This is a genomic window from Pseudoalteromonas umbrosa (genome assembly GCF_030125375.1).
GTDB classification, from domain to species: Bacteria; Pseudomonadota; Gammaproteobacteria; order Enterobacterales; family Alteromonadaceae; genus Pseudoalteromonas; species Pseudoalteromonas umbrosa.
The window spans coordinates 1,215,960-1,226,700 of record NZ_JASJUU010000001.1 but is presented as its reverse complement, the minus strand read 5'-3'; the positions used below and the strand labels follow the sequence as shown (position 1 = coordinate 1,226,700).

The 10,741-nt window shown below is 39.1% G+C and carries 14 protein-coding genes; 6 read left to right on the top strand and 8 right to left on the bottom strand.

Annotated elements, in window-relative coordinates; all coding sequences use genetic code 11:
• The first annotated feature begins 39 nt into the window (after positions 1-39).
• From QNM16_RS05310 to QNM16_RS05300, 3 genes are all read left to right on the top strand, one after another.
• Positions 40-618, top strand: coding sequence for a hypothetical protein (locus QNM16_RS05310; RefSeq protein ID WP_284019519.1), 579 nt, complete (start codon positions 40-42; stop codon positions 616-618).
• 80 nt (positions 619-698) lie between these two features.
• A complete protein-coding gene (locus QNM16_RS05305; RefSeq protein WP_284019518.1) occupies positions 699-1,124 on the top strand; it encodes a hypothetical protein in 426 nt (141 codons plus the stop codon).
• Positions 1,125-1,221: 97 nt separating this feature from the next.
• Positions 1,222-1,827 (top strand): lysozyme family protein, encoded by a 606-nt coding sequence (locus QNM16_RS05300; protein WP_284019517.1) that lies wholly within the window; start codon positions 1,222-1,224, stop codon positions 1,825-1,827.
• Positions 1,828-1,839: 12 nt separating this feature from the next.
• Here QNM16_RS05300 and QNM16_RS05295 read toward each other — a convergent pair whose 3' ends face one another.
• From QNM16_RS05295 to QNM16_RS05285, 3 genes are all read right to left on the bottom strand, one after another.
• The gene (locus QNM16_RS05295) at positions 1,840-2,193 is read right to left on the bottom strand and encodes a hypothetical protein (RefSeq protein WP_284019516.1); all 354 of its coding nucleotides are present in this window, start codon (positions 2,191-2,193) and stop codon (positions 1,840-1,842) included.
• 154 nt (positions 2,194-2,347) lie between these two features.
• Complete coding sequence (locus QNM16_RS05290) at positions 2,348-3,205, bottom strand: tectonin domain-containing protein (protein ID WP_284019515.1); 858 nt, start codon at positions 3,203-3,205, stop codon at positions 2,348-2,350.
• 236 nt (positions 3,206-3,441) lie between these two features.
• Positions 3,442-3,711 carry a hypothetical protein gene (locus QNM16_RS05285; protein ID WP_284019514.1) on the bottom strand — a complete coding sequence of 90 codons (270 nt, stop codon included), beginning with the start codon at positions 3,709-3,711 and terminating at the stop codon, positions 3,442-3,444.
• Positions 3,712-4,186: 475 nt separating this feature from the next.
• Here QNM16_RS05285 and glnS point away from each other — a divergent pair, with 475 nt between their 5' ends.
• The 3 genes from glnS (at position 4,187) to QNM16_RS05270 (ending at position 8,159) form a co-directional block, all read left to right on the top strand.
• Positions 4,187-5,848: a glutamine--tRNA ligase gene (gene glnS, locus QNM16_RS05280; protein WP_063363945.1), complete on the top strand. Its 1,662-nt coding sequence runs from the start codon at positions 4,187-4,189 to the stop codon at positions 5,846-5,848.
• Between the two features lie 96 nt (positions 5,849-5,944).
• Positions 5,945-7,756: a protein kinase domain-containing protein gene (locus QNM16_RS05275; protein WP_284019513.1), complete on the top strand. Its 1,812-nt coding sequence runs from the start codon at positions 5,945-5,947 to the stop codon at positions 7,754-7,756.
• Positions 7,757-7,859: 103 nt separating this feature from the next.
• A complete protein-coding gene (locus QNM16_RS05270) occupies positions 7,860-8,159 on the top strand; it encodes a hypothetical protein (protein WP_063363943.1) in 300 nt (99 codons plus the stop codon).
• Positions 8,160-8,239: 80 nt separating this feature from the next.
• On the opposite strand, the gene fur is transcribed toward QNM16_RS05270, so the two are convergent.
• The 5 genes from fur to QNM16_RS05245 form a co-directional block, all read right to left on the bottom strand.
• Complete coding sequence (gene fur, locus QNM16_RS05265; RefSeq protein WP_284019512.1) at positions 8,240-8,686, bottom strand: ferric iron uptake transcriptional regulator; 447 nt, start codon at positions 8,684-8,686, stop codon at positions 8,240-8,242.
• Positions 8,687-8,803: 117 nt separating this feature from the next.
• Entirely contained in the window at positions 8,804-9,331 is a 528-nt protein-coding gene (gene fldA / locus QNM16_RS05260) for a flavodoxin FldA (RefSeq protein ID WP_235407096.1), read from the bottom strand.
• A 13-nt stretch (positions 9,332-9,344) separates the two neighbouring features.
• Positions 9,345-9,623: a LexA regulated protein gene (ybfE, locus tag QNM16_RS05255; RefSeq protein ID WP_023399385.1), complete on the bottom strand. Its 279-nt coding sequence runs from the start codon at positions 9,621-9,623 to the stop codon at positions 9,345-9,347.
• The gene (locus QNM16_RS05250) at positions 9,623-9,844 is read right to left on the bottom strand and encodes a DUF2788 domain-containing protein (RefSeq protein ID WP_023399386.1); all 222 of its coding nucleotides are present in this window, start codon (positions 9,842-9,844) and stop codon (positions 9,623-9,625) included. Before QNM16_RS05250 ends, ybfE begins: the two co-directional genes overlap by 1 nt.
• A gap of 88 nt (positions 9,845-9,932) precedes the next feature.
• Positions 9,933-10,706, bottom strand: a complete 774-nt coding sequence (locus QNM16_RS05245; RefSeq protein ID WP_284019511.1) for an alpha/beta fold hydrolase — start codon at positions 10,704-10,706, stop codon at positions 9,933-9,935.
• Positions 10,707-10,741: the final 35 nt, after the last annotated feature.

The window sequence follows — 10,741 nt, the reverse complement described above, 5'->3', positions numbered from 1 at the left end:
GAACGAGTGAGCTGGTCCCAATTAAATATGGAGAAGTGTATGCCTGTAAATAATCATTCGAATCTACGCGCGTTAATTGAGGAACATCAAGTGCGTCAACAGCAGTATCAAGTTGCAGAAAATAAAGTACAAGCCTATTTGGAGTATAATCGTAGGTATTTGCTCCAACATTTGAATAACTTATTTACAAATCGCGTACTACCACACTTGGAGTTGGCTAAATCTTTATTGGTTGAGCAAGGTTATACTGCGGATATTGAGATAGAGAAGCAAACATTGTTTGAAGAGAGCGAAGCGATAGAGGTTATCACACAAGTGTCATTTGTCTTTTCGGGAAATTCAGATGATCTTGACACTGGATTGGCACAAAATAGGTTACTAATATTTACGCGCCCAAATCATGCGTTTATTTATGCTAAGTACATTACGGACTTAGTGACAAGCCAAACACAGCCATTGTTTTTTGCTGACGATTATTACTATCAAAATATGCCGTCAGAGAACCAATTTCCGCACTTTCCATTCCCCCCTAATTTTGAGGACCATAGTGAATTTAAGTCTATGTTGTCAGACTTTTTGAGTTTGGTCTTTTTACAGATCAGAGGGAAGTTAAGTTAATTAAATAAATTACGCCTTGGTTTTTTGTCACATATAAAAAGTTTTTGCGTCAGTGTTTAAAGAAGCTAAGGAGAGACTCTGTGGCAAATTATCAAGAAGCGTTTAGATATGTTTTTGAAGAAAACTTTAAATATAACTACGATATTAATAATCAAACTATGCATTTGGAAAGCTTATATAGCCAAGGCTTTAATGATAAGGAAATCCAAGTTTTATTTAAGCAAATCTATGGAGTGGAGCTTTGGAGACAGTTTAAAGGTGGGCGTATAAAGAATCAAAAAACAGCAGAGTTATTGTTGCTGCTTAACGTTAACGGCCTTTTAGCGATAATGCTCCATGAAATGCAAAAATATTATGGTATTTCACCAAGTAGCCAAATGTGCGAGCAAACGCTGCATCAAATAAATCAAATACCTGCGGATAAGTTACATGATTGGATAATTGCAGGTATCAATTATTTTTCTCTTGTCGGCAATATGCGAAAAGAGCATGTCCTGCATCAATAGGGTTGAATTTTACTAAATTTACCCAATATAGAAAATCATCTGAGTGATCATTTGACTGATTTAATCTAGTCAAAATAATATTTTTAGGGAAAGAGGCATGAGTATACAGCAGCCTAGCGTGGGCCAATTTACATTTGAACAAGAAGGGCAAGAGGGCGGTCGATACCACAGCCGTGTCTTACACGTGCCATCTCAGTACTCCGGTCTAACTATTGGCAGAGGCTTTGATTTGAAGCATCGCAGTTCGGAGCAAATTATCCAAGCTTTAAAACTAGCAGGTGTTGCTTTTGAAGACGCCCAATTGCTGGCAAAAGCATCTGGCTTGTATGGCAGTGAGGCAAAAGAGTTCATAGAAAAACATGGCTTACAAGGCTTTGAGGTCAGCCCGAAAGAGCAAGTCCTATTATTTGAGCAGACATATGAAGTGATGGCAAAAGATGTTAAACGCATCTGTGATAAAGCTGATTGCGTTAAGGTATACGGGCCGGTAAATTGGGAAAATTTACATCCTAAAATTAAAGACATCTTAATCGATTTGCGTTACCGCGGTGATTATACTCCGACTACTCGTAGACGGATCCAACGTTATGTGGTGCAAAATGACCTTGAAGCATTCAGTAAAGAGATGTCTGATAAAGAGCTGTGGCACAAGGTACCTAGCGAGCGCTTTAAACAGCGTTTAGCGTATTTGACCACAACATAATAAAAAAGCTGCTTAGGCAGCTTTTTTATTATGTTGTTTTTTTATTTCGCTTCGAAGGTGTGTTCCATGACCATCGATTTCTGGTGTTGAGAGCAAGTATGCATGGAAAGTAATAATGCCGAGGCCACGACGAGTTCGCTCTGCCCAATATAACCCAATCAACAACCCCAGTAATAAACAACCTACTATTAAAATTGAAGCAGTAAAGTGGTCAAAATGTAAATATGCAATGGAGCCTAGCAAACTCATAAAGAATATTGGCACAATCACAATTTGTAAATATAAGAGTAAAAATACAAGGTACCCTAAAAAATATAAATGCCACTCAAATATTTTTTCAAAAAATAATGTGATGCTTTTTAGCAATTAAATTCCTTTTTTAATGAAGTATTTATGATTATTAAAGGTTAACATTAACATGAGGTGAGCAGAGAGGGCGAGCTTTTCTAAATGTTAAAGCCAAGAGTTTATTGACCAGAATAACTTCTTTTACGTGTCTGGCCAATTAAAAATGATTTAATTACCCGCCAATATCCACAACTGTAGCATGATTTACTCTTTGCTCTTCTACAAAATCAATCATGCCCGGGCGCTTATAGTGAAGGGTTTTTGAATCATATGAAATTGCCCAAATCGTGTTATCGCGATCGACGTCAATATTATAAAAGTGCCCAAACTTTTCTAGCTCATCACCATTGAGTTTATAAACTTGTTGTGAACCACGTGTATTTTTAAATATATGTGCGGTGACATAGACTTCACCACTACCAACTGCGACATCTTTGAGGGTGCATGTTTGCGGACAGTTTATGTTAATTTGATGCCAATTTCCGTTGTTCCGCTGGTAAAGTTCATTGTCATCCGTGATTGCCCAAACAGCGCCAGTTTCATTCACATCAATTTTTACAATGCGCTTATTGGGGATCCCATAATTTCCACCAAACTTTTCAGCTACCAAATTGAATTTCTTCAAATCCCCAGTTTGTGTGACACAATATGCGTGTTTGGGACTATACGTTGAAACATCTGCGGCACCCAAGCAACCGAATACATGTTGCCAAGTATCGTTTTGATATCTAAAGACCATGCCATACTCTCCAACTGCAAACGTAGCGCCTTCATTGTAAGCATATCCAGGGGAGCTTTCACTGCTTGGACGATAATGAAAGTATCCACCGGAGGCGGCGACCGTTTTTTGATAATAAGGAAGTGGCGCAATTTGCCAAGGATCAAACGCATCGTCTTTGTGAATGTAAGGTGTGCCTTGGTCGTCAATCAAAACACGGATCGCTGAATTTTGCGGCTCATTAGCATAAGCCGTTGTATTTAATGCGGATATTACGCCCATAATCATCACAGTGTGTGTGAAGTATTTCATATTAGTTTTCCTTTACATGTTTTTACGGTCTAAAAAAGTGTAAGCACATTGGGAAGAAATAAGGCGTACTAAATACTCAAAAATCAATACTAATGAATGCTTTTTTATCTTTGGAATGTTCTGAAAAAAGTAAAAAAGGATGTTTTTTAAAGTATGGGAAAGTACTTTTTGTGCAGGCTAAAAAGTTTTAATGCCATTGATTAAGATTTGTATAAATCAGATTAAATACTTTTAAATTAGCGATATGTCGTAAATAAGTAAACGTAAATACCAACAGTTATTTTGCTATGAGGCGCTGCAACTGTCCAGCTAGGTGGGCAATCTTGCCAAGGTCGGACTGTCTTGTTTTCCCATGAAGGATATGTTGAGTTACTCTTTGCTGAGGTCAGCTTATAATGACACACTTTATAGTTTGCTTTAGTCGCTTCTTTGTCCGAGCTTAAGGCGGCTGCACTATATATAGAGCTAAAAGTAAGCAGAATTGCCAACACTTTTTTTATCATCATATTTCCTTTCTTACTTTATGGTAATTCGTGATTTAACTCAATCCGTTGAGTTTGATCTAGACCCTATTACTAGAACACATTATGAACAATAAGTGAATAAAAGTCACACGGAATATGAAAAGTTTATACAGACTCGTGCTTTATATTGATTTAACAGTTTGGTTGAGTGCAAAGGCCTTTAGGTTGTATGTATGCTAACTTACAATAAATAAGCCAACTATGTCTTAAATCTGCCACATGTATGCGTGGAAGGCATTTTCAGATTACAAAATTTCCAAGGCGCTTAAAGCTAATTAGATGGCAAGAAAAGTAGTGAGGTGTCATCAGCACAGGACTAATTTTGCATGTAATTTACTCACCATATAAAAAACATCAAATAAATCGACTTTATGAGTCGATAAGCGCTGTAAGTTACCAAATTAATTTGTAATAATGCGTCAGTTAACAAGCTACAAATTCAGAGGAAAGACCTCCTATGGCGGATACAGAGAATCGCCCAACTAACTTCATCAGAAATATCATTGATGGTGATCTGGCAAGTGGCAAACACGCATCAACACATACGCGTTTCCCGCCAGAACCAAATGGTTTTTTACACATTGGTCATGCTAAATCAATCTGCCTTAATTTTGGCATAGCGCAAGATTATAAAGGCCTTTGTAATTTACGTTTTGACGATACGAACCCAGAAAAAGAAGACATCGATTACGTAAACTCAATTCAAGAAGATGTTAAATGGCTAGGTTTTGATTGGGATGGCGAAATTTGCTACTCATCAAACTATTTCGACAAGCTATATGGCTATGCTGTAGAGCTGATTGAAAAAGGCTTAGCTTATGTATGTTTCTTGTCTCCTGAGCAAGCACGTGAATATCGCGGTACATTGACTGAGCCTGGTAAAAATAGTCCGCACAGAGATACATCTCCTGAAGAAAACTTAGCGCTTTTCGAAAAAATGAAAAATGGTGAGTTCAAAGAAGGTGAATGTGTACTTAGAGCAAAGATCGATATGGCTAGCTCTTTCATGGTACTTCGTGACCCGATTATTTACCGTATCCGTTTTGTTCACCACCATCAGACTGGTGACAAGTGGTGCATTTATCCAATGTATGACTTCACGCACTGTATTTCAGATGCGCTAGAAGGGATCACGCATTCGTTGTGTACGCTTGAATTCCAAGACAACCGTCGTTTATACGATTGGGTACTTGAGAACATCAGCATTGAGTGTCAACCGCAGCAGATTGAGTTTTCTCGTCTAAACCTAGAATATACCGTGATGTCTAAGCGTAAGCTTAATGACTTAGTCGTTAACGGTCAGGTAGAAGGCTGGGATGATCCGCGTATGCCGACAATTGCGGGTTTACGTCGTCGAGGTTACACACCGGCATCTATTCGTGAATTCTGTAAGCGTATTGGTATTACAAAACAAGATAACATGGTTGAAATGGGGATGCTTGAAGCATGTATCCGTGATGACCTAAACGAAAATGCACCACGTGCGATGGCTGTTTTAGATCCAGTTAAAATTGTCATCGAAAACTATGATGCAGACAAAGTTGAAATGTTATCTGCACCAAACCACCCAACATTAGAAATGGGTGAGCGTGAATTGCCATTTACTCGTGAAATTTTCATTGAGCGTGAGGACTTCCGCGTTGAAGCGAACAAAAAGTTTAAGCGTTTAGTGTTGGGTAAAGAAGTACGTTTGCGTAATGCTTATGTAATTAAAGCCGAGCGCATTGAAGAAGATGACGCAGGTAATATCACGACTATTTATTGTACATATGATGCAGATACACTTGGTAAAAACCCAGCAGACGGCCGTAAGGTTAAAGGCGTAATTCATTGGGTTTCTGCGTCACATTGTATCGAAGCGGAAGTACGTCAGTATGACCGTCTATTTAATGTACCTAACCCAGCGGCTGCTGAAGATTTTGCGACTACGCTAAACCCTGAGTCATTAGTCGTTATTGCAAATGCGAAATTAGAGCCATCACTTGCAAAAGCAAGCCCAGAGCAAGGCTTCCAGTTTGAACGACTAGGCTATTATAGTCGCGATAACAAGTCACAAAGCTTAACATTCAACCAAACGGTTGGGCTTCGCGATTCATGGGCGAAAATTGAAAAAGCATAAAATACGTTAAATACACTTTATTTTTCCCAAAAAAGGTCGACATTTGTCGGCCTTTTTTTCAATATATTCATCAAATTAGTTTTATTAAGTCGCGCCGTGAGCAAACAGTCAATTCACAACTTCTATATTAATGAACAGCAATCGATTTATTTGCTATCTCACCATGATGCAAAAAAACATCGTCAGTGGCTCAATATCTGTAAGAAGCAGTTATCGCTCTTAGGCTATCAAGATGTAGAATTAATAGGCTCTGGCGCGTTTGGATTTGTGTTTGCAGGCATAGAAGACAGCGGTGAGGAGTGGGTTTTCAAATTTTCTCGTATTACCTTAGCGCAAAGTGTGAGGGATAGGCTTGAAGACGAAGCTTATATGTTATCCCAGATAAATAATCCAATGGTCCCTAAGTTCTTTGCTTTTGAACGAGTTAAAAAGCAAGGGATCTTAATGATGGCCAGAGCGCAGGGAGAAGATCTTGAGCAGGTTTCTTTAAAGCAGGGGCGTCTAAAACCCCATGTTCTGGTTCATTTAGCACTGAAATTACGAAACGTGTTACAAGACTTACGTGAGCGAAAAAATGGCATGTCTTTGCAACCCGTGGTGCATGGTGACATCAAGCCTTCGAATATTGTTTGGGATCAGCACTCAGATGCATTTTCTTTGGTTGATTGGGGCAGCTCTGTTTACGCACAAATTGATGTACACGGAGAACCTGTAGCCAGCAATATCATGGATTTAATGTCTTCTGATATTGCAAGCACAAATGCCCGAATGGGGGATGTCTATTTTATTGGTGACGAGCAAATGTCTGGCTCACGCTCTTCTCCGCGATTTGATGAGCAGGGAGTGGCTTCGACTATTTACGCATTGGCAAGTGCGCAATCTTGTCGCTTTGGCGCACAGGTGATCCCTGCAACTAGCTTAGGGCTACCAATTGAATTTGCAAAAGTTATCGATGGTATGTTGAGTAAAGATAAAATAACCAGGGATAATGCGGGTGATTATTTTATCCGCAATATGCCTGCCATGGCCAAAGTATATTTACCAGATATAGAATCACCTCAAATAAAAGCAAACATACCGTTTTGGACGACTACGCAAACAGACCTGCCAGATACCGTGGTCTACAGCTCTAGGAAGCAATTTTTGCGTCGTGCTGATCATAACCAACAGCTTTTAGACGTAAATGATGCACAGCTTGACAGATATTATAAAGAGTTCTTATTTGATACTGGCGACACGGAAAAAGCATTTTTAGCGTCTATTAGTCGATTGGCTAAATATCCTGTTGTAGGTGGGTTGAGTTTCCACTGGCAGCAAGAGTCGTTATATGTTGAGTCGAGCTTGATGTTGCATGATGAAAGCTTGCAAAGTGCTTTTACGGATGCGGTAAATGCCACGGTTATGCTGGCACAGGGAATAGAGCAGAAGGGCTTATTCAAATGCTGCTTATTTGACGCAAGGCAGACTATTCAGCTAGAGCGTGACGAAACCGGTGCTTATATATTTGAGCAGCTACCTGAGTTACAGTACACCGTAAGTCATGTTGCGGCGTCAGAAGTAACTAGGCCGCATTCCTATTTTGAAGATGGTAAAGATCCTGATGAGCAGTTGCAGCTACCGAAGCAAATTATTCAATGTGTTTTTGAGCTGAATAAAATTCATCACACAGGTTGTATCATTTTCGAGTCACTGAGTGATAGATTAAAAATTCACTACTACTATCGGCTGTTAGATGCAGAGCAAGAGGCTGCTTTTGCGGCGTTACTGAAAGAAATTATTCAGTATACAGTGAGCATTCAAGACTATGGTGTAGCAGGGTTTATGAAGCTTCCCTACAAAAATACCCGAGAATTTGAGTTGTGCCCAAAACAGCCTGATAACTACTATCCAAAAAATCCAAAGTCATAAATTTACACTACTGCGAGTAGTAAAATTTGGACTAGCATATGACGAATTGTCAATTGAAATCTGACTGACTCTGTAGCAGTCTCTTATGGGAGAGGAGGGAGCTATGGATAAACGAAAAAGACAGGAGATCTTAACCTTGAGTTGGGGGATCCACGATGAAGTTGAGCAAGCAATAGTGCATCATACTGCCGTTGAAGGGGACGATGACTGGTCCGAAAAACAACGATTATTGATAGCTGATATGTCCTTGCATTTGCTGCAAACAGCGCTTAAGCCTGAGCCCATGTGCAATGAAAAGCTCAAAAATAATCTCAATGCTATTTTAACTTTATCGAATGACTTTGTGAGTGAAGTCGATCTGAAGCAGGTGGCTGATGCGTTATATCGGCTTGAAAAAGCCTAATTGATTTATTATCCAAATATCATATATTTAAAAAGCCAGCATAAAGCTGGCTTTTAATTTAAATTGCATACGCTATCGAATTAAGAATCATCAGACTCTGTAAATCTTCTGCACTCTTCTTCATCGACACACTCACCATACAAATAAAGAGAGTGGTTTGTTAGTTTGATACCGTTAGACGTTGCAATTTCGACCTGACGAGTTTCGATAACTTCGTCTTCGAATTCAATAACTTTACCACACTTTAAACAAACCAAGTGGTCATGGTGTGTGCTGCCAGACAATTCAAAAACTGACTTGCCGCCTTCAAAGTGGTGGCGTGTCACAATACCGGCATCATCAAACTGGTTCAGTACACGATAAACAGTTGCTAAACCAATTTCTTCGCCCTTATCGAGCAAAATTTTGTAAACATCTTCAGCGCTGATATGCTGATTTTCTGGAGATTGTAAAATCTCAAGAATTTTAATTCGCGGTAAGGTGACTTTTAAGCCCGCCTTTTTAAGCTCTAAGTTGTGATCAGTCATTTAATCTGTCTCAATCTATTATCTTTTTACTTCAATTCTTAAGAATAAGCACGACCATTTTCTTAAGAATAACGTGCACGGGCAACAAGTCAAAGCTTGTTTTATTAATTCAATGAATTAATCTTCTAATTCGCTTAGGCACATTTCATCATAAACCTGTGCACACCAAGCTTTAATACGTTGCTCAGTAAGCTCAGGTTGACGGTCTTCATCGATACCTAGACCAACGAAATGATTGTCATCTACAAGTGCTTTTGACGCTTCAAATTCATAGCCTTCAGTTGACCAATGGCCAACAACAATTGCACCACGCTCAGTAACGATGTCATTTACCATGCCCATCGCGTCTAAGAAGTATTCAGCGTAATCTTCTTGGTCACCACAACCGAAAATAGCAACTAGTTTGCCTTCAAAGTTAATCTCTTCAAGCTCAGGGAAGAAATCATCCCAGTCACATTGTGCTTCACCGTAGTACCAAGTAGGGATACCAAATAGAATTAAGTCAAACTCTTCGATGTCAGCTTTGCTGCTTTTCGCAATATCTTTAACATCAATTAGCTTTTTACCTAGTTCTTTTTGAATTTGCTTAGCAACGTGCTCGGTGTTACCCGTGTCACTGCCGAAAAAAATACCTACGCTTGCCATTAATTACTTACCTTTATCTATTAATCGCTAATTTCTCTTGCAAGATGGTCTCTATGAGTGCGCTACGGCTAATATTTTGCTCTTCAGCCATATCACTCAATGCTTGGTACAGTTCAGAAGATACTTTGAACTCTACGCGCTTTAAACCTCTTGCTCTATCTCTTTTAATTTGATTACGCTTGTTGATCTTAAGCTGCATTTCCCTTGGTAAGGGATTTGTTTTGGGCCGACCAGGGCGTTTTTCATTTTCAAATAAGTCGATAGTTGTTCTATCTAATTCAGACTTGGCCATTAACCAACACCCGCACCTTGCCAAAACACTTGTATTACACCTTTGGCTATAAAACCTGAACAACCTAAAAACAACACCAGCCAAACGATGTATCGACCAAATTTAGGCACGTCACCTTTCTTAAGAACGTCTTGAATAGCCATTCCAATAAGAAAAAATATACATGCGAGCGCAAAGTAAAAACCAAGAGTTTCAAACTCATTTATGTATTGACTGATCATCTTTGCACTACTAAAACCTTAAACGGCGGGTACTATAGCATACCTAACTACAATAAATTAAGTTTAGCCACATAAAAATCTCCGACAATTATTGAATAAAATCAATAATTGAACGATTGACAGCTTCTGGTTTTTCAGCGTGCAGCCAGTGACCAGCTCCCTGAATGATTTTTGCGCGTGCTTTAGAAAACGCACTTACAATCTCATTTTTGTGTTCTGGTAGTATATAGTCGGAGTTATTACCTTTGAGGAATAGCGTATCACACAAACAGGTACGAGGTGTATCTATGTTGTCGATAATCTTAGAATAATTTTTTTCTATTATGGGCAAATTGAAACGCCATTCTAATTCACCGTTGTCATTTTTTGCCAAGCTTTTTAATAAAAACTGTCTTACGCCAAGCTCTTCTATATTATTTGACATGATTTTGTCAGCATCACTTCGACTTTTTGGTGTGCTGCTTGTCACTTTATTTAGTGCAGCTATGATGCCATCATGTCTAGGGTGATATTGCACAGGTGCGATATCAAGTACCACAAGTTTGCTTACTTTTTGCTCATCAAGCATTGCCACTTGCATCGCGACTTTGCCGCCCATTGAATGCCCAACAAGAATCACTTGTTCAAGTTTGAGGTGATCAATCAGAGATAATATGTCTTGCGCCATGACCTGATAGTTCATATCGTCACTTTTGAATGAACGGCCATGATTTCGTAAGTCCACATTGACGACATTGAATTGTGGCTCTAACGCTCGGGCTATGATATTTAGGTTTTCTAATGAGCCAAATAAGCCATGTATTAATATGACAGTTTTGGCGCTACTTTGCTCGAGTCCACTTTGCTTAAAATTAAGTAACATACTACCTCCAAATTTGTGTCGCTATTTTGCCAGCC

Bases quoted from the DNA above. Each gene is read 5' to 3' on its own strand.
- QNM16_RS05310 (WP_284019519.1), top strand. From the start codon at position 40: ATGCCTGTAAATAATCATTCGAATCTACGCGCGTTAATTGAGGAACAT.
- QNM16_RS05300 (WP_284019517.1), top strand. From the start codon at position 1,222: ATGAGTATACAGCAGCCTAGCGTGGGCCAATTTACATTTGAACAAGAA.
- QNM16_RS05290 (WP_284019515.1), bottom strand. From the start codon at position 3,205: ATGAAATACTTCACACACACTGTGATGATTATGGGCGTAATATCCGCA.
- QNM16_RS05285 (WP_284019514.1), bottom strand. From the start codon at position 3,711: ATGATGATAAAAAAAGTGTTGGCAATTCTGCTTACTTTTAGCTCTATA.
- glnS (WP_063363945.1), top strand. From the start codon at position 4,187: ATGGCGGATACAGAGAATCGCCCAACTAACTTCATCAGAAATATCATT.
- QNM16_RS05270 (WP_063363943.1), top strand. From the start codon at position 7,860: ATGGATAAACGAAAAAGACAGGAGATCTTAACCTTGAGTTGGGGGATC.
- fur (WP_284019512.1), bottom strand. From the start codon at position 8,686: ATGACTGATCACAACTTAGAGCTTAAAAAGGCGGGCTTAAAAGTCACC.
- fldA (WP_235407096.1), bottom strand. From the start codon at position 9,331: ATGGCAAGCGTAGGTATTTTTTTCGGCAGTGACACGGGTAACACCGAG.
- ybfE (WP_023399385.1), bottom strand. From the start codon at position 9,623: ATGGCCAAGTCTGAATTAGATAGAACAACTATCGACTTATTTGAAAAT.
- QNM16_RS05250 (WP_023399386.1), bottom strand. From the start codon at position 9,844: ATGATCAGTCAATACATAAATGAGTTTGAAACTCTTGGTTTTTACTTT.
- QNM16_RS05245 (WP_284019511.1), bottom strand. From the start codon at position 10,706: ATGTTACTTAATTTTAAGCAAAGTGGACTCGAGCAAAGTAGCGCCAAA.